The organism is Pseudobacteroides cellulosolvens ATCC 35603 = DSM 2933, from assembly GCF_001262605.1.
Lineage (GTDB): Bacteria > Bacillota > Clostridia > Acetivibrionales > DSM-2933 > Pseudobacteroides > Pseudobacteroides cellulosolvens.
Genome location: NZ_LGTC01000001.1, coordinates 4391394 through 4418330, shown reverse-complemented (window position 1 = coordinate 4418330; position 26937 = coordinate 4391394). Strand labels below are relative to the sequence as shown.

General features: G+C 36.4%; 15 protein-coding genes and 2 riboswitches. Of the genes, 13 read left to right on the top strand and 2 right to left on the bottom strand.

Features of this window, described 5'->3' with window-relative positions; translation table 11 throughout:
• Positions 1 to 164 precede the first annotated feature (164 nt).
• The 4 genes from Bccel_RS31655 (at position 165) to Bccel_RS18030 (ending at position 11339) form a co-directional block, all read left to right on the top strand.
• Entirely contained in the window at positions 165 to 7874 is a 7710-nt protein-coding gene (locus tag Bccel_RS31655) for a carbohydrate binding domain-containing protein (RefSeq protein ID WP_050753611.1), read from the top strand.
• Positions 7875 to 8051: 177 nt separating this feature from the next.
• Entirely contained in the window at positions 8052 to 8297 is a 246-nt protein-coding gene (gene secG / locus Bccel_RS18040; protein WP_036938888.1) for a preprotein translocase subunit SecG, read from the top strand.
• 236 nt (positions 8298 to 8533) lie between these two features.
• Positions 8534 to 10894, top strand: coding sequence for a ribonuclease R (gene rnr / locus Bccel_RS18035; RefSeq protein WP_036938886.1), 2361 nt, complete (start codon positions 8534 to 8536; stop codon positions 10892 to 10894).
• A gap of 4 nt (positions 10895 to 10898) precedes the next feature.
• The gene (locus tag Bccel_RS18030; protein ID WP_036938884.1) at positions 10899 to 11339 is read left to right on the top strand and encodes a 2-thiouracil desulfurase family protein; all 441 of its coding nucleotides are present in this window, start codon (positions 10899 to 10901) and stop codon (positions 11337 to 11339) included.
• A gap of 176 nt (positions 11340 to 11515) precedes the next feature.
• Here Bccel_RS18030 and Bccel_RS18025 read toward each other — a convergent pair whose 3' ends face one another.
• Complete coding sequence (locus Bccel_RS18025; protein ID WP_036938881.1) at positions 11516 to 11743, bottom strand: HPr family phosphocarrier protein; 228 nt, start codon at positions 11741 to 11743, stop codon at positions 11516 to 11518.
• Between the two features lie 240 nt (positions 11744 to 11983).
• On the opposite strand from Bccel_RS18025, the gene mtaB reads away from it, so the two are divergent.
• The 7 genes from mtaB to radC all read left to right on the top strand — a co-directional run bounded on the left by mtaB (position 11984) and on the right by radC (position 17823).
• A complete protein-coding gene (mtaB, locus tag Bccel_RS18020; RefSeq protein WP_036938879.1) occupies positions 11984 to 13288 on the top strand; it encodes a tRNA (N(6)-L-threonylcarbamoyladenosine(37)-C(2))-methylthiotransferase MtaB in 1305 nt (434 codons plus the stop codon).
• 303 nt (positions 13289 to 13591) lie between these two features.
• Positions 13592 to 13846 carry an IreB family regulatory phosphoprotein gene (locus tag Bccel_RS18015; RefSeq protein WP_036938877.1) on the top strand — a complete coding sequence of 85 codons (255 nt, stop codon included), beginning with the start codon at positions 13592 to 13594 and terminating at the stop codon, positions 13844 to 13846.
• Between the two features lie 127 nt (positions 13847 to 13973).
• Positions 13974 to 14921, top strand: a complete 948-nt coding sequence (locus Bccel_RS18010; protein ID WP_036938875.1) for an aldo/keto reductase — start codon at positions 13974 to 13976, stop codon at positions 14919 to 14921.
• 78 nt (positions 14922 to 14999) lie between these two features.
• On the top strand, positions 15000 to 15410 hold the full coding sequence (gene ruvX, locus Bccel_RS18005) for a Holliday junction resolvase RuvX (RefSeq protein ID WP_036938873.1): 411 nt from the start codon (positions 15000 to 15002) through the stop codon (positions 15408 to 15410).
• Between the two features lie 180 nt (positions 15411 to 15590).
• Complete coding sequence (locus Bccel_RS18000; protein ID WP_036938871.1) at positions 15591 to 15887, top strand: DUF1292 domain-containing protein; 297 nt, start codon at positions 15591 to 15593, stop codon at positions 15885 to 15887.
• A gap of 137 nt (positions 15888 to 16024) precedes the next feature.
• A complete protein-coding gene (locus Bccel_RS17995; protein ID WP_036938869.1) occupies positions 16025 to 17080 on the top strand; it encodes a DUF3048 domain-containing protein in 1056 nt (351 codons plus the stop codon).
• 68 nt (positions 17081 to 17148) lie between these two features.
• Positions 17149 to 17823, top strand: a complete 675-nt coding sequence (gene radC, locus Bccel_RS17990) for a RadC family protein (protein ID WP_036938865.1) — start codon at positions 17149 to 17151, stop codon at positions 17821 to 17823.
• A gap of 122 nt (positions 17824 to 17945) precedes the next feature.
• Here the strand turns inward: radC and Bccel_RS17985 are convergent, their stop codons facing one another.
• Positions 17946 to 18788 carry a transglutaminase-like domain-containing protein gene (locus tag Bccel_RS17985; protein ID WP_036938863.1) on the bottom strand — a complete coding sequence of 281 codons (843 nt, stop codon included), beginning with the start codon at positions 18786 to 18788 and terminating at the stop codon, positions 17946 to 17948.
• Positions 18789 to 18975: 187 nt separating this feature from the next.
• Positions 18976 to 19069, bottom strand: a riboswitch (cyclic di-GMP riboswitch).
• A 94-nt stretch (positions 19070 to 19163) separates the two neighbouring features.
• Positions 19164 to 19247, bottom strand: a riboswitch (cyclic di-GMP riboswitch).
• 198 nt (positions 19248 to 19445) lie between these two features.
• Between Bccel_RS17985 and Bccel_RS17980 the strand changes: the two genes are divergently transcribed.
• Positions 19446 to 23180, top strand: a complete 3735-nt coding sequence (locus Bccel_RS17980) for a diguanylate cyclase (RefSeq protein WP_050753610.1) — start codon at positions 19446 to 19448, stop codon at positions 23178 to 23180.
• A gap of 10 nt (positions 23181 to 23190) precedes the next feature.
• Entirely contained in the window at positions 23191 to 26928 is a 3738-nt protein-coding gene (locus tag Bccel_RS17975) for a diguanylate cyclase (RefSeq protein ID WP_050753609.1), read from the top strand.
• Positions 26929 to 26937 lie beyond the last annotated feature (9 nt).

The window sequence follows — 26937 nt, the reverse complement described above, 5'->3', positions numbered from 1 at the left end:
GCTCAGTAAAGACACTTTTTTATATCTACTTTTTATACCTAAAAAAGTAAATTTACTAATGAAGGGAGGTGCTCCTTGATTTTGGGGCAACTCAACGATTTTTTTAGCATGTAATTTTCTTGTTTGTAGTTGGCAATATCTTTTCTTAACAAGGAGGAATTAAAATGAATAAAAAGCTATGCTTATTTATGACACTTTTGATTATCTTTACTTCAATTTATCCTTTCAATATTACTACAATATTTGCGGAAACAGTAGCAGGAACTGACATAGTCAATAATGGAGACATGGAAGGCGTAGGAACAGATAATATACCGTACTGGTGGTTCAGTAGAGGCAGTGGTACAATAGCATCTGTATTAGATGAAATGCATGGCGGCAGTAAGAGTCTGAAGGTTACAGGCAGAACCCAAAACTGGGAGGGTCCGGCCCAGAATCTTAGCGGAAACCAGAAGGGTGGTACTGTACCGGGCAAGACGTATCATGCTGCAGCTTGGGTTAAGTATACCGGTGAAACTGCTCCGGAATCAGTACAATTTGTGTTGGGTGTACAATGGAATGATGGAACTGGGGATGGAACTCCACAGAAGACAGGAGATAGATACGATAATATTAAGTATATTAATGTAACTAAAGGCCAGTGGACCATGATTGATGGAGATTATACAGGGCCAACCGGAGCTGATTTAAGTAAAGGCATTATGCTTTATGTGCAAACAACAGAAGCAGGTCCTACATATGTTGATTTTTGTGTTGACGATGTCAGTATGGTCGAACTCAATCAGACAACACCTACACAAGCAGCTACACCTCCACCAACAACGTTGCCTACGCAAACAGCCACACCAACACCTGTAATAGTAGCAGGAACTGACATAGTCAATAATGGAGACATGGAAGGCGTAGGAACAGATAATGTACCGTACTGGTGGTTTGGTAGAGGCAGTGGTACAATAGCTTCTGCATTAGATGAAATACATGGTGGCAGTAAGAGTCTAAAGGTTACAGGCAGAACCCAAAACTGGGAGGGTCCGGCCCAGAATCTTAGCGGAAACCAGAAGGGTGGTACTGTACCGGGCAAGACGTATCATGCTGCAGCTTGGGTTAAGTATACCGGTGAAACTGCTCCGGAATCAGTACAATTTGTGTTAGGTGTACAATGGAATGATGGAACTGGGGATGGAACTCCACAGAAGACAGGAGATAGATACGATAATATTAAGTATATTAATGTAACTAAAGGCCAGTGGACCATGATTGATGGAGATTATACAGGGCCAACCGGAGCTGATTTAAGTAAAGGCATTATGCTTTATGTGCAAACAACAGAAGCAGGTCCTACATATGTTGATTTTTGTGTTGACGATGTCAGTCTGGTTGAACTCAATCAGGCAACACCTACACAAACACCTACACCATCAATTACAGGTACAGCAACACCAACACCTGGAAGTACATTTCATTGTTTCTTACTGCTGGGACAATCCAATATGGCAGGATTTCCTGCAGCACAGGAGTCTGATAAAGTGGAAGACCCTCGCATACGTGTATTGGGATACGATAATAACCCTGCACTTGGACGTGTAACAGACCAGTGGGACGTGGCAGCTCCACCTTTGCATGAGAGCTGGAACGGTGCTATAGGCCCTGGGGATTGGTTTGCCAAGACAATGATAAAGAAATATCCGGCAAGTGATACTATCGGGTTGATACCATGTGCTATCAGCGGTGAAAAGATTGAGACTTTTATGAAGGTCGGAGGTACTAAATATAGTTGGATTATCGAACGTGCAAAACTTGCACAGCAAGCGGGAGGAGTTATTGATGGCATTATATTCCATCAAGGAGAATCTAATAATGGCGACCCTGCTTGGCCCGAAAAAGTAAAAACACTGGTGGGAGACCTTAGAACTGATTTGAATCTGGGGAAAGTTCCTTTTATTGCCGGTGAGTTGCTTTACAGTGGTGATTGTGCAAGTCACAATACTTTGGTTAACCAATTGCCTTCTTTGATTACCAATTGTCATGTGGTTTCTGCACAAGGCTTGGTTGAGGATCCTAGCGATACAACATATAATCTGCATTTTGATCATGATTCTCAAGTTGCCTTGGGTAAGAGATATGCTGAAAAAATGGGCCAAGCCCTTGGTGTTACAGGACCAAAGCTTATAGCACTTACATTTGATGACGGACCGGATAAAACCCTTACACCCCTGGTGCTTGATAAACTTGATGCTTATAATGTACCCGCAACATTTATGATGGTTGGAAAAAATATTAATGCTGAAACAAGCACAGTAGTAACCAGAATAGTTAATTCGGGACATGAAATTGCAAACCATTCGTGGGATTATACAGCAATGACAGGTATGTCTGCTTCAGATATTGAAAAATCAATAAACGATACAAATGCAGCTATTTTACAATACTCAGGCACAACTCCTAAGTTTTTCCGACCGCCAAGTCTTGCAACAAACGATACAATGTTTGATGTCATAAATTTGACATTTGCAGGGGGCATTACTGCAAATGACTGGGATCAGTCAACCACAGCCGAGCAAAGGGCAAATGCAATTATAAGCCAGGCTAGGGATGGTGCAATAATTCTTTTGCATGACGTTCAACCTTTGCCGCATCCAACACCTGAAGTCCTTGATATTTTAATACCATATCTTATTAACCAGGGGTATGAATTTGTTACATTAAGTGAACTGTTCAGTAGAAAGGGTTCTGTGCTTAACCCTAATGATAAAACTATGTATGTTAATGTATCGGATGAGCCATCGATTACTCCTGCCAATGGATTTGATTTTGAAGGAAGCACTCAGGGATGGCAACCAAAAGGTACAGGAGTCCAGATTTCTCCTGTTACTGAAACTGCAAACAAAGGTTCTTATAGTTTAAAAATAACCGGGTGTACAGAAGAATCAAATGGTGCAAGTTTTGATGCAAAGAGTGTTCTTCAAAAGGGTGCGGTTTATCAAATATCCGGATATGTGAAGCTGGCTAATATGCCTGCTGCCCCTAGTAATTTTAAAATATCCGCAGAACAGCAGGCTGGAGGAAGCACAACTACCAAGAGTATTATAACAAGGTATATATCTGATACAAACTGGACAAAACTGAGCGGTACATATACCTTTACACAGGATATGGAGAATCTGACCATTTATGTAGGAAACTCGGGCGTTACGGACCAGTTCTACTTCGATAATTTCAGCATATCCATGATTTCGCCGCCCCCGCCTTCAGCATCAACACCAACGCCTGCACCTACTCCTGTTGCTAATATAACATATGATTTTGAAAACACTGTAAGTGGTTGGACAGGCCGAGGTGCTGCACAGGTAAGTTCATCAAGCGAGTCTAAAAATACAGGATCGTACAGCTTAAAAGTAACGGGCCGTACTTCCGGATGGCATGGTCCTTCGATTTCCGTGAAAAATATATTGCAAAAAGGAGCAACTTACCAGATTTCAGGTTTTGTAAAACGGACCCAGGCTGTTTCATCAAGTACAATAAAACTTTCAATGGCAGCAACACCGGTAGGTGGTTCTGAAACCTATCCAGGTATAGGAAGCATATCTGTCAGTGACACACAATGGCAACAGATAAGCGGCACTTATACTTTTACACAGGACATGCAGTCTTTGGTATTGTATTTTGAAAGTTCCGATGCTGAAGAAGAGTTTTATATAGACAGCGTCAACATTAACATGACAAGCCCGCCCCCATCCAGTACACCTGTACCAACACCTACTCCTGATAATTCGGGAATTATAAGTGATTTTGAAACCAATACCAACCAGGGCTGGGTGCCGAGAATAGGCGGTGAAGTTCTTACCGTTTCGGATACTGTATCACATAGCGGAAGTTACAGCCTGTTTACTACAAACAGAAAAAATACTTATGATGCTCCAAAGATAAACGTAACATCTAAAATGTATAAAGATAGCAAATACAATTTTTCTGTTTGGGTAAAACTTAAAGAAGGTGAAACATCAGCAAAACTGGCACTAAGTCTGCAGCGTGACCTTGGCGGATCTCCGTCTTATGAAACAATTGTATCTGGAACAACAGTTACTGCCGACAGTTGGGTTAGACTTACAGGAAACTATACGGTCAGTAATGATTTTGATGCATTATCTGTATATATTGAATCATCTTATAATGATCCTTCTGGAGCAACGAAATCATATTATATAGATGATTTTACACTTACTTATATAGAGCCTCCTACTATACAGAGTAATCTTACATCAGTTAAAGATGTTTATAATACTGATTTTAAAATTGGAGCAGCTTTGATGGCTAGTGAGACAAAAGGTGTAATCAGTAATCTCATGCAAAAACATTTTAATAGTGTTGTTGCTGATAATGAAATGAAACCTGAATCAATTCAACGTAATAAAGATGATTTTAATTGGGTTGAAGCTGATAGGATAGTTCAGTTTACAGAGGATAACGGTATGGACTTGAGATTCCATACTCTTGTATGGCATCAACAGACCCCTGATTGGTGGTTTAGAGATGATAATGGTAATGATATGTCCCTTGAGACAGACCCGGTAAAAAGGGCCGCTAATAAAGCGTTACTTTTAAAGAGGCTGGATACATATATCCGTACCGTTGTTGACAGGTATGGCAGTGTCGTTGATTCTTGGGATGTTGTAAACGAGGTTATAGACCAGGATAGACCGGATGGAATGCGTAACAGTAAATGGTATAATATTACCGGTAAGGATTTTATAAAACAAGCATTTATATCAACACGTTCTGAGTTGGACAAAAATGGTTGGACAGGCAAGTTGTATATTAATGATTATAATACTAACGACCCAAAGAAAAGAGATTGGTTATATAATCTGATTGTTGAACTCAAAAACCAAGGTGTACCCATTGACGGTGTAGGCCATCAGACACATATAAACATATATCAACCCTCTGTGGATTATATGATCGATTCAATTAAAAAATTCGGTGAACTTGGATTGGATAATCAGATTACTGAGTTGGATGTTAGTATTTACAATAACAATGATAAGAGCAAGTATGAAACAATTCCGGAAAGTATCCTTATTCATCAAGGTTACAGATATAAAGAATTGTTTGAGGCATTTAAGTCGGTCAAACAATATATTAGCAATGTAACTTTGTGGGGAATAAGCGATGAACATACTTGGCTATCAACTTTTCCAATTGCCAGATTGGAAGCACCACTTCTTTTTGACTCCAAATATCAGGCTAAGTACGCATATTGGGGTATAGTTGATCCTGATCAATTGCCTGCTTTAATACAAAATTTGAAATCTTCTAAGGGAACTCCTGTGATTGATGGAAACACAGAGCATGTTTGGAGTATCAGTAGTTTTACACCTGTCATGGACAGCAGTGCTTTTAAAGGTTATTTTAAAACACTGTGGGACGATCAAAATCTTTATATCCTTGCAGAGGTGAGCGATTCCCAAATAAACAGCAATGACAAGGTTGAGGTTTTTGTAGAAGACGCAAATTATGTATTTACCAGGGATAGTACAGGAGAAGGTGCTCAGTACACAGTTAAGGAGATTACAGCCGGATATAGGATTGAAGCTGTAATTCCACTTTCTACTGCAGTGTTGCATGATGTAAAAAATTACGACATTCGCTTTACAGATAATGATACTGGTGCAGTACTGTCATGGAATGACAAATCAAACAGTCAGAATACCGATACTTCCAAGTTTGGAAACCTTACTTTATGTGAAAGTATTTATGTTGCCAATGCTGTAAATGGTACTCCCAATATAGATGGTACAATGGATACTATGTGGAACAGTGCAGATGAAATAACAACTGATAAATGGGTAGTTGGGTCAAGTGGTTCCAAAGCTAAAGTAAGAACAATGTGGGATAGTGAAAAACTTTATGTTTATGCCCATGTAACTGATAGTAAGCTGGTCAAAAATGATGACAATGCTTATAATCAAGACTCTGTTGAAATTTTCATAGATCAATATATGGATAGGTCAAACGGGTATGGAGGTGATGATGCACATTACTATGTTAATTATGCGAATGTTCAGGATTTTGGATCAAATGGCAATGAAAGTAAAATCCAATCTGTTACACGGACGGTATACGCCAGTGATAATATTACAGAAATAGGATATGTAGTTGAGGCAGCAATAGATTTGGACTACATTCAGCCCCAGGCTGGAAAACTCATCGGTTTTGACGTACATGTAAACAATGATGAAGACGGTGACGGAAAAAGGGATAGTGCGGCTTCATGGAACGACAGTACCAATATGACATATATTGATACAAGAGGGTTTGGTACTTTAATGCTTGCAACGGCAATCAAAACGGCTCTTGCAGCAAAAATAACCGAGGCACAAGGATTGAGTAGTTCAGCATACACATCGGCTTCATGGTCGGCAATGCAGTCAAAACTAACAGATGCAATTGCAGTAAACTTAAACGCAAACGCAACACAAAACCAGGTTGATACAGCTTTTGCACAATTACAAGCGGCGATCAATGGGCTGAGCAATTATCAACCGCCCGTTGTGATATCAACAGCTACACCAAGTCCTACTGCGACATCAACACCAAGTCCAAGTCCAACACCAACACCAACACCAAATCCTACAAAGACACCTGGGCCATTAGCAACATCAACCCCAGAAAAAACACCTGTTCCAACGCCTGAAGGAGTTAAAATTCCAATTAAACCTGTTGTTGATGCAGAAAGAAAAATTGTTAGTACGACTGTAGATTTAAATACCCTCAATCAAGCCTTGGAAAAAGCAAAAGAGGACAATAACGGTGTTAAAAAGCTAGTTATAGAGGTAGAAAAGGTGGAAGGTGCTGAAAAATATACTCAGGAGCTTCCGTTGCAAGCCTTATCTGCTGAAAAGATAGAGAAGAAGATTGAAATCAAGACACCTGTAGCTGAAATTGTGATACCGGGCAACATGATGAGTAATTCGAAACAAGAAAACAAGAATGTAAACAACGTAGCTCTTGCTGTAGCAAAGGCTGATACATCCCAATTGAATGAAGAGATAAAGAAGATAGTGGGTAACAGGCCTGTAATAGAACTCAATGCAAAGGTTGGTAATAATCCTATATCATGGAACAACCCTGATGCACCAGTTACAGTATCCATAGACTATGAGCCTACTACCGAAGAACTGAGGAACTTGGAACACATTGTTGTGCGTTATATTGATCCTGCCGGTAAAATAATTAATATACCAAGTGGAAAATATGATGCTGCGTCCGGGAAGGTGACGTTTACAACAACCCATTTCAGTAAATATGCAATTGCTTTTGAAAAGAAAACCTTTAGTGATATTGGAAAGCATTCCTGGGCTAAAAAACAGATAGAAGTTCTTTCATCAAAAGGAGTTATTGATGGTACTTCTGAAAAACTTAACACTTTTGAACCATCAGGTAATATTACAAGAGCCGACTTTATATGCCTGTTGGTGAGAACATTGGGATTAAATGCAAGAGTAGACTCCAACTTTACCGATGTAGTTGAAGGAAAATATTACTATCAGGATATCGGTATAGCAAAGAAACTGGGTATAACAAATGGAAGCGGAGACAATAAATTTAAGCCTGATGAACAGATTACAAGGCAGGATATGATGGTACTTATAGTTAAAGGGCTCAAAGCAGCAGGCAAAAATTTACCTGAAGCGGATGAAGCAGTTATCAGTAGCTTCAGTGATGCTTCAGAAATATCCGTTTATGCGGTACAGAGCGTTGCAGTACTTGTAAAGGAAGGAATGATTAAGGGTAGTGCCAACATGATCACTCCTGCTCAAAAAACAACAAGAGCTGAAGTAGCGGTTATTATGTACTCAGTTTATAACAGATAGTATCTTATAAACAATTAAAAATGCTGATGCCGGGTATCGATTTTAATTGGTGCCCTGCATCAGTATTTTGACTTTATGTCTGGAAAAAATATTAAAAATGGCATCATATAATGCTTGTTTTTTGTTTTTATATATGTTACAATATTAGTTGTCAATTTGCCATGGAGGTGCTTTATAATGAGTGCAGTAAATATCATTGTGAATATATTTCATATATTATTAGCTATAATACTAATAGTAGTAGTGTTGTTACAATCAGGTAAGCAGGCTGGTTTATCCGGTTCAATTGCAGGTGGTGCTGAGACTTTTTTTGGAAAAAATAAAGGTAGAACCATTGATGCATTACTGAGTAAGTACACAGCTGTAGCAGCTATATTGTTTCTTGTCACTTCAATAGCATTGGAGTTGCTTTTAAACAAATAATAGAAAATTTTACACTGGTTAACAAGACAACTATCGTTATTGGTAGTTGTTTTTTATTTATGTTTAAGATTTTTACAGTTTGGTATCTGTACATAAAATAATCTATAAAAAAGTGACAAATGTAAAATTAATAACATTTTAATCCATATGAAAGTGATATAAAAATTAGTATATTTTGCAGTATAGTGCAAAAAACCATGGGAACAATAAAAAATAAACGGAAGGAATAGTTTTTTATGAGTGAATTGAGGAATGAAAGAAAAAACAGAATAGTATTGTTTATGAAGGAAGATGCGTACAAACCTCTTCTCTTTAAAGAACTTGTGACCGTATTGGATGTTCCTGCTTCGGATATAAGTGACTTTGAGGAGGTTATCAAAGAACTGGAGGAAGAAGGGAAAATATATAAGACTCGCAAAGACAGATATGGAGTACCGGAGAGAATGAGTCTTATTACGGGGCGATTGCAGGGAAGCGACAGGGGATTCGGATTTGTAATACCTGATGAAGAGGAAGCCGGTGATGTTTTTATTTCCGGAGATTCATTACATGGTGCCATGCATAATGACAGAGTAATTGCACGTATAAATAAGTCAAATACAGGGGGTAAAAGAGCTGAAGGTGAAGTAATCAAAATTTTAAAAAGGGCTAATACCTCCATTGTTGGTACTTTTGAAAGCAGCAAATATTTTGGATTTGTCATACCTGATGATAGAAGAATAACTTCGGATATTTTTATCCCAAAGGATGAGATAAATGGTGCAAAATCAGGTGAAAAAGTAGTTGTTGAGCTTATAAAATGGCCTGAGCAGAGAAGAAATGCTGAAGGCAGGATCATAGAAATAATAGGGCACAAGGACGATCCGGGCAATGATATTTTATCTATTATAAAAGCACATAACCTTGCTCAGCAGTTTGATGAGGCTGCCTTAAATCAGGCTGAAAACATCAGTGAAACGGTTACTGAGGATATGATTAAAGGCAGGCGTGATTTAAGAGGATTAAGAATGGTTACCATAGACGGTGAAGACGCAAAAGACTTGGATGATGCTGTTTCAGTAGAAAGGCTTCCAGAGGGGAATTACAGACTGGGTGTACATATTGCTGATGTAAGCTATTATGTTACTGAAAACTCCCCGCTAGATAAGGAAGCAGTGAAAAGAGGAACCAGTGTTTATCTTGTTGACAGGGTAATACCAATGCTGCCTAAAAAGCTGTCAAATGGGATTTGCAGTCTTAATCCGCAGGTTGATAGGCTGGCATTTTCTGTATTTATGGATATAGATAAGCAGGGCAGAATTATAAATCATGAAATTTTTGAAAGTGTTATAAATATAGACGAAAGAATGACCTACACAAATGTTTATAAAATACTTGAGGAGAAAAATCCTGAGCTTTACCAAAGATATGATTATCTAATAAGTAACTTCGAATTGATGAAGGAGCTTGCTTTAATATTGAGAAAGAAGCGATTTTCCAGAGGAGCTATCGACTTTGATTTCGATGAGGCCAAGATAATACTTAACGAAAAGGGAGAACCCATTGATATAAAGAAATATGAGTACACAATTGCAAACAAAATTATCGAAGAGTTTATGCTTATTTGTAATGAAACTGTTGCAGAGCATTTTTATTGGGCTAATGCACCATTTGTTTACAGGATACATGAAGAACCTGATATTGAAAAAATACAGTCCTTCAGTGACTTTATAAACAAGTTGGGATACCATTTGAAAGGCTCGGGGCAAGTACATCCAAAAGCTTATCAGGATTTATTGAGCAAGGTAAAAGGGACCAAAGAAGAGAGAATTATTAGTACTGTCATGTTAAGATCCTTGCAGAAGGCAAGGTATAGCCATGAAAGCGACGGTCACTTTGGACTGGCAGCAAAATTCTATTGTCATTTTACTTCTCCTATAAGAAGATACCCTGACCTTATAATTCATAGAATTATGAAAGAATATCTAAGAGGTAAGTTAAATGAGAACAGGGAAGATGAGCTCAATGAACGTCTGCCTGATATCGCCAGACGCTGTTCGGAGAGAGAGAGGGCAGCGGAAGAGGCAGAGAGAGAGACAGAGGATCTGAAAAAGGTTGAATATATGAAGCAGCATGAGGGTAAGGTCTTTGAGGGAATAATCTCAAGCGTGACTTCCTTTGGCATGTTTATAGAGCTTGATAATACAATAGAAGGTCTTGTAAGGATGAGTAGCATGGAAGATGACTACTATGTTTTTGATGAAGAACAGTATCTTCTCTTCGGAGAAAGGAACAGGAAGATTTACCGTATTGGAGATATAGTGCAGGTACAGCTTGCAAAAGCAGATATTGCTAAAAGACAGCTTGAATTTGTTTTAGCAAGCGATGAAGACAATGATGATTTTACCGGATATAATAAATCAAAAGGTAATCATAAAAAGGGTAAGCAACGGTCTAGAGATGCAGTTGAGAACTTGTCCGAAGCTGTAATTGCAGAAAATATTCATGAAACGGATGATACCGATTCCTCAGAGAAAAAAGACAAGAGGCCGAGAAAATGGGATAAAGTTGGCCATAAGGTTAGAATGAATATAAAGGGTAGAAAAGTGAGAAGGTAAGAGGATGATAATTGTAAGTGCATGTTTAGCAGGCATTGACTGCAAGTATAATGGTGGAAACAATGCGGATGATAGAATTATTGAGCTTGTCTCAAAAGGGCAAGCCATACCTGTATGCCCGGAGCAGCTAGGAGGATGTCCCACCCCAAGGCTTAAAACTGAAATAGCAGGAGGTTCGGGTGCGGATGTTTTAGATTCTAAATGCAGTGTGGTAAGAGAAGATGGCAGGGATATGACCGAGGAGTTTATAAAGGGTGCACAGGAAGTTCTAAAAATAGCTAAGCTGCTTAACGTAAAGAAAGCCATTTTAAAATCAAAGAGCCCTTCTTGCGGCTACGGCAAAGTTTATGACGGTACTTTTTCAGGAAGATTGATAGATGGAAATGGAGTAACTTCAGAACTGCTTTTAAGAAACGATATAGAAGTAATAAGTGAAAAACACTAGAAATAAAATATAACTTCCGATTTTGATTTAGATGTTAGCAAATAATTAGCTGGTCAATGGGGCATTTCAAAAAGCTGAATTGATGATATCCCATAAAAAATACTTAAATGATGTATTTTTTGAAATGCCCTTATCAAAATCGGAAGTTTAATTCATTAGTATATTGATTTTTCAGATTATTCTACAAAGTTTTTAACTTCTTCGCAGAATTTTTCACAATCGTCTGAATGTACATCAACTTTAATTGGCTTTCCAAGATCCAAGCTAAATATTCCCATAATTGATTTAGCATCAACAACATAACGGCCTGATGTCAAATCAACATCAAAATCATATCTGTTTACGATATTAACAAAGTCTTTGACATCATTAATGGATTTTAAAATAATGTTAAATGATTTCATAATTCAAACCCCCTTTTCTCTAAATGCTGGTATTACTATAAAACACGTAATTATAACAACAATCTCAAATTAATATTATCCTGTTTTTGGTGCTAAGTCAATGATGATATTGTTAAATCACTTGCAATGTTTTATAATTAAGTAGTTGAAATGCCATTGATATAAGGGTTTTACCACCAATTGTGCATAACTAACAAACTTTTGATTAAAAATATATAAAACGTTATTGAGGGAAATTTAATGAAAAGAGTTGCTTTTTTTACACTTGGCTGTAAAGTTAATCAGTATGAAACCGGTGCCATGTCAGAGATTTTTGAGAATGAAGGCTATCAGGTTGTAGATTTTGATACTATGGCTGAAGTCTATGTAATAAACACTTGTACAGTTACAGGCATGAGTGACAGAAAATCACGGAATGTCATAAGGAAAGCCAAGAAGAACAACCCCCAATCCTTTGTTATAGTTGTAGGCTGCTATGCTCAGACTTCGCCGGAAGAGGTGGAGCGTATACCTGGGGTTAACATGGTTGTTGGAACCAAGGATAAGGGAAAAATAATAGAGTTTCTTGAGGAAATAAAATCGGGAAGCAGCAAAATAAACTATGTTGATGATATAAAATGCTTTAGCAAATTTGAAAAGCTTGACGTGACTTCATATAAGGAAAGGACAAGGGCAATACTAAAGATCCAGGACGGTTGTAATAATTATTGCTCATATTGTATTATACCTTATGCAAGGGGACCGATAAGAAGCAGAAATAGGGAAGATGTTATCAATGAAGTTAAAGGACTTGCACAAAACGGATTTAAGGAGATAGTTCTTACAGGGATACACTTGGCATCTTATGGAAGGGATATAGGATATTCACTTCTTGAAATTATAAAGGATATTCATGATTTTGACGGTATTGAAAGGATCAGATTGGGATCGATAGAGCCAAATATTGTAAGTTTGGAGTTTGTTGAAGAGGTAAAGAACCTTAGAAAGCTGTGCCCTCATTTTCATATATCTCTTCAGAGTGGGTGTGATGAAACTTTAAAAAGAATGAACAGGAAATATACTACAGTGGATTATGCAAATGTAGTAAAACTTTTAAGGGACAATATACCTGATGTATCCATAACAACTGATATAATGGTAGGTTTTCCGGGAGAAACAGATATTGAATTTAACCAAACACTAGGTTTTTTGGAGGAAATAGCTCTTACCAAAATGCATGTTTTTAAATATTCGCCAAGGAAGGGTACTGTTGCAGCAACTTTTAAAGATCAGGTTACACCGGATAAAAAAGAGGAGAGGAGCTCAATCCTTTTAAAGCTGTCAGATAGAAATTTGCATAAGTTTAATATGAGAATGGTAGGCAGAACAGTTCAGGTTTTATTTGAGCAGGAGTTCGATTTGTTAAGTGGCTATGTGGAAGGCTTGACTATGAATTTTTCCCGTGTTGTATCAAGGGGAGGAAGCAATACAAAGGGAAAAATCTTAGATGTAAAGCTTGTAGAAGCAAAAGAGGATTACATTCTGGGAAATATTTTAAATGCTTAAACGATTATTACCGATAAGTGAAATATAATTGTGATAAAAATAATTAGGGCTAGATAATGCTGTCAAATTAAGATTGGTTATTGTTGCATATTTTATTCGCTTGTATTACAATTATAATAATGGTACTTAAGTACTATTATTCAATAGCCTAAAAGTTCTATGATTGTTGAAGCAATATATGTCTTTTTTTACGGAAGAGATCTTAATAAGATATGTAACTAACCTCACATTATTTTAACGATAAGTGTAAGGAATGGCACTAAATAATCATACAACACTATGTAGTTGGGGGAGTGGTTATAAATGGTTAATAACGAAACCATGATGTTCAAAGTTGATAAGGAAAAACTGAATTCTGCACACGAGATATTGACATTGGTATATAATGCACTTAAGGAAAAAGGATATAATCCTATTAACCAGATAGTCGGATACATACTTTCAGGTGATCCTACTTACATAACCAGTCATGACAATGCAAGAAGCATAATAAGAAGACTTGAACGTGATGAGCTTTTAGAGGAGATTGTCAGATTTTATCTGGAAGAGAAAAAATAATTTGTTGTTGATTTTTGAGGACAGTCCGGTAGATTAGCTTGCAGCTAATGGTTTTAGGATGTCCTTTTTTAATGTCTTGAAAAATTACATGGTGATTTTAACGTAGAGGAAATAATGGTGGTCTATTATGAATTATATAAAATTGGGCAATACTGGGTTAAAGGTATCCAGGCTTTGTTTTGGGGGTCTGATTATAGGCCCGCTGCAGGCTAATCTTTCAATAGATGAAGGCGCAAGAATCATAGCAAGTGCATTTGAAATGGGTGTTAACTTTATTGATACAGCTGAATTATATGGAACATATGCTCATATTAAAGAAGCAATCAGGATTGCTAAAATTAAGCCGGTTATCGCAAGCAAATCATATGCGTACAGCAATGAATCCGCCAGAGATAGTGTGGAGAAAGCCAGGAGGGAAATGGATGTTGATGTCCTGGATATTTTCATGCTTCATGAGCAGGAAAGCAAGTTAACATTAAGGGGGCACAGAGATGCCCTTGATTACTATTTGGAGCAAAAGCAGAAGGGAATTATAAAAGCTGTTGGCGTATCCACTCATAATGTTGAAGTAGTTGAGGCAGCGGCAAATATGCCTGAGATAGATGTAATACACCCATTGGTTAACATGACGGGCCTTGGAATAGGTGACGGAACTATAGAGGAAATGCTGGCAGCAGTAGAAAAGGCTTATAATGCAGGAAAAGGAATATATAGCATGAAGCCGTTAGGTGGAGGTAATCTTATAAAGAGTTATGAGGATTGCATGGATTTTGTATTAAAAATTCCTTTTATTCATTCCATTGCATTAGGCATGCAGTCGATAGAAGAAGTAAAGATGAATATAAGTGTGTTTAAAGGTGAAGATGTATCGGAAAATATCAGGTATGCTTTAATTAATAAAAAGAGAATACTACATATTGATTATTGGTGTAATGGATGTGGATGCTGCGTGAAGAGGTGCGGACAAGGTGCTTTGAAAGTTGCAAATGGCAAAGCTGAAGTAGATATGGACAAGTGTGTTTTATGTGGATATTGCTCAAGTGTATGCTCTATGTTTGCAATAAAAATAAGGTAAAATTATAGGTATGTACTAAGGCATGAGCGAAATTTTATAGCGGAAGTTATTTTTTGATCATGACTATATGGAGGGAAAATGAGAATTATAGGTATTGATTATGGGGATAAGAAGATCGGAATTGCAATAAGCGATCCGATGGGAATGATTGCACGAGGTGTAGAGACAATCAGATGGGATACAGATATTAAAAAACCTTTAAAAAGGATAGTTGAAATTATAACACAGAATCAGGCAGAAAAATGTGTCGTTGGATTTCCCAGGAATATGAATGGTACTGTTGGTGAAAGAGGGGAAAAAACAATGGAATTTATAAATCTTTTAAAAGAGCAGTCAAAGCTTGAAGTAATTCCATGGGATGAAAGGTTAACCACTAAAGCTGCTAATAGGGCTATGCATGACATGGGTATAAAAACGTCAAAGAAAAAAGCCATTGAGGATCAAATTGCTGCTGTGTATATACTTCAGAATTATTTGGACAGCCTTTAACGTTACTTGTAAACATTGCTGAAAATTAGAAGTGATATTTTAGTCATTCCTTATGTGAATGTATAAAAACAAAATATTATGTTAAATATATTTAATGTTTACAATTTAGTGAGAAAATATTGGGAAACTTTTGATACTATGATATAATTAAATTCTGATAAAGGAAAAGGAGGGATTATAATGTCCGAAGAGAGAGATGATGTAGTAGTTTTAGTTGACGAAAACGGAGAAGAAGTTGAGTTCGAACACCTTGATACAATTGAAATGAATGGCAGTGAATATGTTGTTCTTTTGCCTGTTGAAATGGAAGAGGAACAGGAAGAGGATAGTGATACTGACGAGGTATTGATTCTTAAGATAGAGCATAATGAAGAGGGTGAAGATTCTTTCATTAGTGTCGAAGATGAGCGTGAACTGAATATGGTTTTTGAGGAATTCAAAGTCAGAATGGAAGATGAGTTTGATTTTTCTGAATAATATTTTGTAAAACAAAATATTTATAAGGTAAGTATAGGACAGAGGGACAATTTGAAAGAATTGATCCTTCTGTTTATATATAGGAGATTAGGAATAGCAAAATATTATTTATACTTAATTTTTTACGGGGGAAGCTTATGCTAAGAAAAATTTTTATATTAGTTGGCATTTTTATAGCTATAACAAGCATAGCAGCATGCGATAGGGATGATAAGAATTTAAAACCTACCAATACACCGATACAATTTACTCCAAGCCCTTCTTATACCAATACTCCAATAGTTGAACCCACACCTACTCAAAAGGCAACTGATTTTATTTTTCCAAAGGAAGGCGTAAGGCCGGTGGCGGTAATGATTGATAATGAAGGGAAAAGGGTATTGCCGCAGGGAGGTCTTAATAAGGCACAACTGGTTTATGAGATAACTGTAGAAGGCGGTGAAACCAGGTTGATGCCGGTGTTCTGGGGTACTAAACCAACAATGATTGGTCCTGTAAGAAGTTCCAGACATTATTATCTTGATTATGTTATGGAACATGATGCCATTTATGTGCATTTTGGTTGGAGTCCAATGGCTATGAAGGATATTTCAAAGTTCAAAATAAACAATATAAATGGTGTAGGCTATGGAGGGGAAGTTTTCTGGGATTTGACAAAGGACAGGAGGAATTGGCAGGATTCTTATACATCCATGGATAATGTAATGAATTTTGTTAAAAAGGCCAAGTACAAGCAGTCTACTGAAAAGAAGCTGCTTTTTAGCTACAATCAAACAGATGAGAAATTAAATTCTGATAATAAGGCAAACAAAGTAACAGTAAAGTATAATTCAAGAATATTCAATACATATGAGTTTGATCCTTCAAATCAAATATATAAGAAGTCCCGTAACGGCGATCCTCATATGGAAAGGGTAAGTCAAAGACAGTTAGAGGTTAAGAATATAATTGTCCAGCATGTACCGATCTATGGAATAAAGGGCGACGATAAAGGAAGACAAGACCTTAAAGATGTTGGCAGCGGGAATGGATGGTTTGTTTCATGTGGCAATGCAATCAAGATTAAATGGTCGAAAAAATCAAGAACTGCAAAGACAAACTATACAGATGAAAGCGGTAAGCCCATTGTGCTGAATCCTGGGCTGACATGGATACAGATAGTGCCTATAAATTCAAAAGTAATTATTGAATAATTGCTTATTCAGGAATTAGAAATTAATGCCGAAATAGTATATACTATATAAGTTATACAGGTGATACTATGCATGAGGGTCATAGAAAAAGGCTGAAAGAAAGATTTCTTAATGATGGATTGGACGGATTTGAACCCCATCAGGTATTGGAGCTGCTTCTTTTTTATTCAATACCGAGAAGGGATACAAATGAAATAGCACATAAGCTTTTGGAAAAGTTCGGTTCATTATCAGGCGTATTTGAAGCGGACATAAAAGATCTCAATAATACAGAAGGAATAGGAGAAAACTCTGCTTTTCTTCTTTCATTAATACCTTCCATTTCCAGAAGGTATTTTAATGATAAATGGGGGGATAAGCCTGTATTGGACAGTTCTGCAAAAGCTGGGCAGTTTGTTGTGTCTTTATTTATGGGCAGAACATACGAAGCTTTTTATCTTATTTGTTTAAACAGCCAAAACAGGGTGAATTATTCGGCATTGATTCAAGAGGGAACAATAAATGAATCGCCAGTATATCCTAGACTTATAGTAGAGACGGCACTTAGGCATCAGGCAAACAGTGTTATTCTTGCCCACAATCACCCTGGAGGCAGTATGAAACCGTCTCGGGCAGATATCGAGGTGACTGAGCGGATTAGAGTTGCTTTAGAGGCAATATCAATAAATGTCATAGATCACATTATTGTTGCAGGGGACAAATATGTAAGTTTTGCAGAAAAGGGTATTATGAAAGGAATTTAATCAGATATATTATAGTAAAAACCAATATAAATTAATTATAAAAAGTATAAAGCCAGTTGCTGTAGTATTTAACGACCCCCAAGCAACTGGCTTTATATGATCCGAAAATTTCGGTAATTATCCTACATTTCGTCGATTTTTACATGGTCATCATCAAAGTCCTTATTATCAAAATAGTTTTTATTCAATGCGTATCCGAAAGTTGAATCCAGCTTTATCCACTTGCCTTCATCTTTTAGATGTATTTCGTTCCATGCATGATATTCCTGGCGCTTACCAGATACATAGTTGCCGCGGATAACCTTGGCTTCCAGTCCTATAGATCTGGACATGGCAGCAAACAGGGTTGAAAAGTCATAGCAAACACCTTTTTTAGTTTTAAAGGTATTTGTAGCACCATAGATATCTGTATAATCATTTGCCAGCTGTCTGCGATATTTATCGTAATCATATTTTATGTTTCTTGTAATCCAGTTATATATATTTCTGGCTTTATCACGGTCAGTTTTTGAGAGGCGGGTAAGACGCTTTGCGAGATCAGAGATGGCAGGATCATTGCTTTCTACATCCTTGGTGGGAACGAGAAAACGATTTACCTCGGAAACGTTTTCAACGTGTATTTTAGGACCGTATGTGTATTTTCTATCTTCGAGATTAACCATGATATTCACGTCATATTGGCCTTTACCTTCTGTAAGCCATATGTCTTCATTGAACTTTCCATTTTCCAGATCAATATCAAACCATTCCTGATAAGTATCTTTTATTATAAGGGCTTTAATCTTTTGTTTGGTTGTTTGGCCGGAGATGCTTATTTTTCCATCAACTTGAGAAGGAATATTAATTAAAGATACTCCGTTTTCAACAATTAAACTTGGCTCATCGGCATTTGATACTTGGAATGGTGTAACTGAAAACAAAGAAGTGATGGTTAAAATCAAAAAAAACTTAATCAATCGATTCATGATAAAATCCCCCTTTTTCGGTTACTCAGCCGTCATAGTCATGCCAGGAAATTTTCAAGGATTAAAAAAGAGTACTTCCATTTGGGGTATGATAAAGATGAATTAACCATTGCTGAAAATCATGAATTAAAAGCATGAAATTGCTTTTAATAATAGAATTACTGCCTGGAAGATAACCCTATAAAATTCCTGGAATCCAATTCTTAAGTATAAAAATTGGTATAAACATTAGACCTGAAGTTTTGCGTCCCTTTCTTTCGAAAGGTTTGCCATTGTCGAAAGGGTTTTACATAATTAATAAAGTGAACATAAAAAAACTCTGAATGACTTGCCAAACAGAGCTGGTATAAGCTTTATAAAAGCTGACCTAACACCTTTGGCAACCCGGCTGTCATAGAATAAACCTTAGACCCATGGGCTTTACGTCCCTATCTTTCGATAGGTTTGTCATTATCAGTATGTTTACTATTAAATTAATTACATAAATCTCCTACACTTATATTTTACTACTTATTGTTGTAATTTTCAATGGGTCCATTTAAATTTATCTTTTATTTATCTAAATCTTATTATAAAAAAAATAGAAATGACGATATACATTTAAAGTATTTCTAAATTATAAGAATTAATTATAAGGTATATAGAGGAGAGAGGCATATGGCTGATTTAAGTTCGTCAGGTATTGATAACAAATATAAGGAAATATATGATGCACTTACAGGAGCATATACACGTGCCATGCTTGATGAAAGACTGATACAGGAGTTTGATTGGGCTAAGCGTTGTGATTTACCTCTGTCTTTATGCTTTATTGATCTGGATTATTTTAAAAGTATAAATGATGCATATGGCCATGGAAGAGGAGATGAAGTACTGGTAAGTTTGGTCAAGAGAATCGGGATGGTAATGCGAAAATCCGACATGCTATTTAGGTATGGGGGAGATGAATTTGTATTGATTTTTCCCAATACCCAAAAAGAAGAGGCTTTACCATTATTGATTAAAATACATGAAGTATTTAAGTCGGAACCTGTTGTTGGCAACCCTCCGCTTACGTTATCTTTAAGTATGGGCGTTGCATCTTTTCCTGGAGATGCCCAATCGGTTGAAGCCCTTCTGAAGTCAGCAGATAGCAGGTGCTACGAGGCAAAGCGTAATGGAAGAGGATGCATTATAAGTGATTGTGAATTGGACAACACTTGTATAAATTTTTCCAATGGTGATTTACTTGTTGAGAGGGAACGTGTAGATATTTCATTGGAATACTTTATAGAAAGCCTGCCTTCAGCCAGACGAGGAGTTTTGGGCCTTTTGGGACCTTCCGGATCAGGATGTACTGTTTTATTGGATCGTGTTTTTTCTTTGGCGGAAAAAGATAACTTATACACAATTAAGCTTTCCTCTAATGATGAATTGAAATCGCTGCCATATGGAGTTATTAAGAAGTCCAAAGAATTTAACTCTGCTAATGGTTATATTAGCATTGATTATATAGAAAATACATTAATAAATCTGGTTAATGCCAATAATAAAAAGGGAATAGTTTTTATTATTGATAATCTTAAATATACAGATTATGCCACCATTAATTTCATAAGGTATTTAATGATATACGGCAAATTTCAGTCGATAGGCCTTGTTTACAGCAATGAAAAAGATGATTTAAGGAGCTTTGAAAACCTTAAAGTACCATTATATGAGATTTATGAAATAAAACCATTAACATTGGTTGGAACTTATAAACTCTTAAAGAACATATTAAAATGTGATGTGCCGGATGAGTTTGTAACTTGGTTAAATAACCAGACAAAGGGGCTTCCAAAGCATATTTTTGAAGGGTTATCATACCTTTACGAACAGGATGTAATAAAAATAAGAAGTAACAATAAATTTATTATTGATGAAGAATATAAAAATGTTTATCTTGATAAAAGACTTGGAATAAAGTCCAATATGCCATATAACAACATTCCAAAGCTTACAACAGAGTTTGTTGGACGTGAGAATGAGATTCGGGAATTAAATAAGCTGCTGGATAAAAACAGGCTTGTGACAATCCTTGGAACTGGCGGTATCGGAAAAACAAGACTTGCTATTCAAGTTGCTATAGAAAGATTGAATGATTATAAGGACGGGGTATATTTTATTCCTTTAGCATCTGTAAACCAGCCAGATCTGGTCATATCAGCCATTACTACAGAGCTCAATATTAAGGAAATGTCTGGACAGCTTATGTTCGATACTGTAAAGGAGTATTTTAGTGACAAGCACTGCCTGGTTATACTGGATAATTTTGAGCAGGTTATAAGTAGTGCTTCAATAATATCTGAGCTTTTAGCAGCGGCACCATTACTGTCTGTACTTGTAACAAGCAGAGAAGCTATGAGGATTTCAGGTGAATATATATATAACATTCCGTTTATGGATATAAAAAAGAATGATAAGACTTATTCTGTAGAGGAGATAATTGTAGATCCCGCGATTGCTCTTTTTATAACAAGGGCTCAAACTGTAAAGCCTGATTTTATTTTGACAGAAGTGAATGCTCCGCTTGTAATAGAGTTATGCGGAAGTCTTGACGGAATACCTTTGGCAATTGAGCTTGCTGCATCCAATATAAATGAATTGAGTATTGAAGAAATGCTTATTAAGAACAAGGAACGGTTAAAATGGGCTTGGAAAGAAATGACAGTTGTACCTGAGAGGCAGCAGACCCTTAATAATGTAATTGAGTGGAGCTATAATATGCTTGGTGAAGCTGAAAAGAAGTTTTTCAACAGGCTTGGAATCTTTGCAGGCAGCTTTACCAAAAAGGCAGCGGAAAATGTAGTAAGTGAGGGGTTGGATAGCCTTGATATAAATGATGGATTCAGAATGCTGATAAATAAATGCTTGATAAGGATTAGCTTTAGTAATACTAGGAATGAAGAGATTTACTTAGATATGATAGAAACAATCAGGGAATATGCACTTAATAACCTAAAGAACTGTTGTGAGTATGAGATTTATGTAAAACGTCATGCGGAATACTATCTCATGCTTATTGAGGAAGCCAATGAAAAACTTAACGGTCATATGATGAAAGAATGGCTTAATAGGATAGAAAGGGCGTACCTGAATATCCGTAGGGCTATAGAATGGTCGCAGGAAGCTGGAAATACCGATATGGAATTAAGGCTAGCCGCTGCAATGGGATTGTTTTGGGAGACAAGAGGTTTTTGGTCTGAAGGCAAAAACTTACTTGAAGGAATTATTGACAAATATCAAGGGAAGTATAAATCGGAAGTTTTTGCTAAAGTGTATCATTGGTATGGAAAAATGCTGATGCTACAAGGTGAGAATAAGAAAGCTATGATAATTTTTGAAGAAGGACTTGCTTTATGCAGGGAATTGGGAAATGTACAGGTAGAGGCATCCATCCTCCATAACCTTGCGTATATTTACGGACTTATTGGAAATGTGGAGGAGCAGGAAAAAATGCTTCTAGACAGCTTGGAATTATATAAGCAGATAAATGATAAGTCGGGTATGGCAGTTATTTTAAGTGATTTGGGTATGATGGATTTTTATGTTGGGAAATATGACATGTTATCTGAATACTCAAATGAGAGTTTACAGTTAAGTAAAGAGACTGAAAATAAAAGATGCATGAGTTGGGCATTACTTAGATTAGGGTATGCTGAACGGTCAAAGGGTAAATATGAAGAAGCAATTCGTCTTTTTAAAAATGCTCTTGATATACATGAGGAGCTTGATGATAAAATGGGAATTACAGAGTCACTGATTAGCCTTGCAGAGATTATGCGTTCTCAGGGTGAGTATGATTTGGCACTCCAATACTATTATAAAAACCTTAACATATGCGAAGATATAGGGTATAAAGAGCTTAAAGCAAGAATAATGAATGATCTTGGTGAAGTATACCGTTACAGAGGTGACTACAACCTTGCAAGAGACTTTTATGAAAACAGTCTTAAAGTCTTAAAAGAGATTAATCATAAGGGAAATATAATATGGGTCTATAGAAATTTGGCAGAACTTAAAATGATAGATGGTGACTTTGCTGAGGCGAAGGCATATTTTATTAAGAGCCTTGAACTGCATATAATAACAAAGCAAAGATCGCTGGTGCATTTAATGCTTGTACTTGGCGGGCTGGCTGAGGTTGAAACAGAATCGGGTAATCTCATTAAAGCTGCAATACTGATTGGAGCAGCACAATTATTAGCTGATAAAGTTAAAAGAATAATATCAAAAAATGATATGGCTGAATACGATAGACGCTTTTTATACATTGAATCTAAAATGAGTGAAGAAGATTTTAGAAAAGCATACGACGAAGGATATTCAATGGATCTGGAAAATGTATTAAGGTATTCAATGGAGGTATAAAAGAATACATATGAAAAATATTACTCCTCATGCTAATGATAATAGTATAAGTATAAAGGATCCTCTTACAGGTGCATTTAATAGAAGTCTTATGGATGAAAGGCTTCTAAGGGAGCTTGAATGGGCTGATAAGTGTGGCTTATCACTGTCATTATGTTTTATAGATGTGGATTACTTTAAAAATATAAATGACATATACGGACATGCCTTTGGGGATAATGTTCTTATAAAAGTAGTTCACAGTATAGAAGAATCCATAAGGAAATCAGATCTTTTGTTTAGATATGGCGGGGATGAGTTTGTTGTTATTCTTATAAATACCAATAAAGAAGAGGCTTGTTTTGTTGCTGAGAAGATGCTGTTTAATGTAAAGAGTTTAAAAATTAGAGAAGATTGTGAGATTAATATTTCTTTAAGCATAGGTGTTGCTGCATATCCTGAAGATGGCCTAAGTCCTGAAGAAATAATAAAAAATGCAGATAATATGTGTTACGAAGCTAAACATAGAGGGCGTGGACAGGTTGTTAGCATCATTAGTAACAATATTAAAGAGATATTATTGGATAAAGAGGCTTCAAGACTTATTGAAAGAGATGATCAGATACGAAAGGTAAGAATGTTTTTAAGTAAGCTGAGAGAAGAAGGACGTGGAGTATTGAGTATAATCGGGTCACCCGGTTCAGGAAAAACGAGTTTTGTAAAGAAAATAGATGAAATAGCTGCTATGCAAAATTTTGAAGTGATAACACTTAATGCAGCCAGGGAGCTTAAGGTTAAAGCATATGGAGTTTTGCTGGAATGCGATGAGGTATCTTTTTCTGATAAAATTTCCGGAACAGCAGGAATTGAAAGGGCATTAAAGGAGTGTGTTTCAACTGGGAAAAAAGATGGCCTTATAATAATAGTTGATGATTTGGCATATTTAGATCATGCAACTCTTAACCTTTTAAGGTATTTGCTTCTTGGTAAAAACAATAATATGGTTATTGGTGTAGTATATACATCAGAGGTGAACAGCTATGTCAATTTTGTGAACTTTGATATTCCGCTCTTTGATATAGTCAACCTTAATTCTATTTCCTTTGCAGGTGTAAGAATATTTATAAGGAGTATCCTTTTATGGGAGCCTTCAGAGGAGTTTTTAGATTGGATTTACCAAAAAACTAAAGGGTTGCCTAAAAAATTAAAAGAATTAGTTACATATCTGATAGAAAACGGAATGCTAAATAAGAAAGGGGAACATGAGTGGATTTTAGACGATTCCTACAAAAATATCAATGACGATAATAACTCCTTTCTAAGTTTTAGAATTCCGCCTAATAATATACCTGCTGAGGTTAACGAATTTATCGGCAGGGGAAGTGAATTGGATGAAATTAAAAATATGCTTGAAACAAATCGGCTTATTACTTTGTTAGGGCCTGGAGGCATTGGAAAGTCAAGACTTGCCATACAGGTAGCATATTCCGAACTCACTAGTTATGAGGGAGGGGTATACTTTGTAAATCTATCATCCATAGTAAAATCTGATTTAGTACTAACTGCTATAGCAAAAGTATTGAAGGTAATTGAAAAACCTGGCGTAGATACAATAGAATCAATAAAGGAATTTTTAAAAGGTAAACATACTCTTATTATACTTGATAACTTTGAGCAGCTGATTAATGTAGCTTATCTGGTAGAAGAGCTGTTAACCAGTGAACCTGCCATACATTTCGTAGTTACCAGCAGAGTAGTTTTAGATATTGATGGAGAAAAGGTATACAATCTAGAACCAATGGAAATACCTGAGCTTGGGAAGAAGCTGTCATTGGAACAGCTTGCACAGAATAATTCTGTTGCTTTGTTTATAGCACGAGCACAGGCGGTTCAAAGTGATTTTGTACTTTCTGAAGATAATGTATCCCGGGTTGCAGAGCTGTGTTCAAGGCTTGAGGGTATACCTCTTGCGATTGAGCTTGCGGCTGCAAATATGGGGCAGTTGTCATTAGATGAAATGATAGAGCAAAGCCGTAAGAGGTTAAAGTGGTTAAGCGGGGGTATGAGAGACCTTCCAGAAAGACATGCCACACTAAGGAAAACAATTGAGTGGAGCTACAGCCTTCTAAATGAAAATGAACGAAAGTTTTTTGTGTGCCTTGGATTATTTTCAGGTGAGTTTACCGCGGAAGCCGTCGATAAAATCGTGGATAGGGAATTTATAGGTGTAATTAATATTAAGGATGCATTGGTTTCTATTAGCAATAAAAGTCTGTTAAAATATTTATACATTGAAAATGATAATGAAATCTATTATACGATGCTGGAAACTATTAGAGAATATGCTGAAGAAATGTTAAAAAACAGCGGCATTATTGATGGTATAGAAAAAAGGTATATTAGTTATTACCTTTATTTGGTTGAAAATGCCGAGAAGGAATATAGTGGACCAAAGCAGTACTTATGGCTAAGAAAGATTGAAAAAAGTTATTTAAATATATATGCTGCAATGGAACTTTCGTTAGTACAAAAGGATGTTGAAACAGAAGTCAGGATGGCTGGGGCGTTAGGTTCATTTTGGGAGATACGTGGAAGGCTAAACGAAGGGAAGACATGTATCGAAGGAATTTTAAAAAGGTATGGAAATAGCTCTGATACTATTAACCTGGTTAAAGTTTACAGATGGGCTGGAAGGCTCTTACTATTATATGGTGACAGAATCGGTGCTGAAAAATCCTTGAATGAGGGCTTGGAACTGGCAATAGAGAACGGTGATAAGTATGAGGAAGCAAGTATTATTTACGCAATTGGATTGATGTTATATGGTGCGAATTATGAATCAATGCAATACTATTTATGGAATATAAGTTTAGGATTTTTTAGAGAAATAGGGAATAAGGCTGGAATTGCACAAGTGCTGATTGAACTGGCAAACATTTATTATTATTCTGGAAACTATATCAAATCTGATAAATTTTCAAAGGAAGCATATCAATTATATAAGGATATGGAAGATGAAATTGGTATGGGTAGAGCGATCCATAAGATGGGGCAGGTTGCAAGATCAAAGGGAGATTTTAAAAAGTCGGAAGAATTGTTTTTAGAATATTATGAGATATGTCAAAAAAATGATAATAGAGCCGGACTGATGGATTCACTCATTAGCTTGGCTGAACTGGCCAGATCTCAGCGTCAATATGATTTAGCGAGAGAGTATTATGTTAAAAATATTGAAATAAGCAGAGAGATTGGTTACCAGTATATGACTGCTTTTTCCATAAAGGATTTGGGGGAAGTTGCCAGATTTCAAGGGAATTTTGATGAGGCAAAAAAGTTATATCATGAAAGTATGGTAATTTTAGATAAGATAGGATATAAAGGCGGTCAGGTTTGGATTTATAGAAATCTGGCAGAAATAGAAATGACGCTGGAAAATTATAGTGAGGCATATAAGCTGTTTTTGGCAAGTATTGAACTATATGATAAAATTAAGGTAACAAACAATATTTTTTTGTTTTTGAGTATTGGTGGTCTGGCTGGCAGTATTGCAGAATTGGGAGACCGTATTAAAGCAGCAAAGCTCTTTGGTATAACAGGATATTATATAGATGATCTATGCAATATTGTTGCGGAAGATGATATGAAAGACTATAAAGAACGTTTGGACAAGTTGAAATCCACGCTTAATGAAGCTACATTCAAAAAAGCGTGGGATGAAGGTTCTTCCATACCGTACAATGAGCATGTAGAATATGCTATAATTTCCTAGAGATTAAAA

Bases quoted from the DNA above. Each gene is read 5' to 3' on its own strand.
- ruvX (WP_036938873.1), top strand. From the start codon at position 15,000: ATGAGAATTATAGGTATTGATTATGGGGATAAGAAGATCGGAATTGCA.
- Bccel_RS17995 (WP_036938869.1), top strand. From the start codon at position 16,025: ATGCTAAGAAAAATTTTTATATTAGTTGGCATTTTTATAGCTATAACA.
- secG (WP_036938888.1), top strand. From the start codon at position 8,052: ATGAGTGCAGTAAATATCATTGTGAATATATTTCATATATTATTAGCT.
- Bccel_RS17975 (WP_050753609.1), top strand. From the start codon at position 23,191: ATGAAAAATATTACTCCTCATGCTAATGATAATAGTATAAGTATAAAG.
- Bccel_RS17980 (WP_050753610.1), top strand. From the start codon at position 19,446: ATGGCTGATTTAAGTTCGTCAGGTATTGATAACAAATATAAGGAAATA.
- mtaB (WP_036938879.1), top strand. From the start codon at position 11,984: ATGAAAAGAGTTGCTTTTTTTACACTTGGCTGTAAAGTTAATCAGTAT.
- Bccel_RS18030 (WP_036938884.1), top strand. From the start codon at position 10,899: ATGATAATTGTAAGTGCATGTTTAGCAGGCATTGACTGCAAGTATAAT.
- Bccel_RS18010 (WP_036938875.1), top strand. From the start codon at position 13,974: ATGAATTATATAAAATTGGGCAATACTGGGTTAAAGGTATCCAGGCTT.
- Bccel_RS18015 (WP_036938877.1), top strand. From the start codon at position 13,592: ATGGTTAATAACGAAACCATGATGTTCAAAGTTGATAAGGAAAAACTG.
- Bccel_RS17985 (WP_036938863.1), bottom strand. From the start codon at position 18,788: ATGAATCGATTGATTAAGTTTTTTTTGATTTTAACCATCACTTCTTTG.
- Bccel_RS31655 (WP_050753611.1), top strand. From the start codon at position 165: ATGAATAAAAAGCTATGCTTATTTATGACACTTTTGATTATCTTTACT.
- Bccel_RS18025 (WP_036938881.1), bottom strand. From the start codon at position 11,743: ATGAAATCATTTAACATTATTTTAAAATCCATTAATGATGTCAAAGAC.
- rnr (WP_036938886.1), top strand. From the start codon at position 8,534: ATGAGTGAATTGAGGAATGAAAGAAAAAACAGAATAGTATTGTTTATG.
- radC (WP_036938865.1), top strand. From the start codon at position 17,149: ATGCATGAGGGTCATAGAAAAAGGCTGAAAGAAAGATTTCTTAATGAT.
- Bccel_RS18000 (WP_036938871.1), top strand. From the start codon at position 15,591: ATGTCCGAAGAGAGAGATGATGTAGTAGTTTTAGTTGACGAAAACGGA.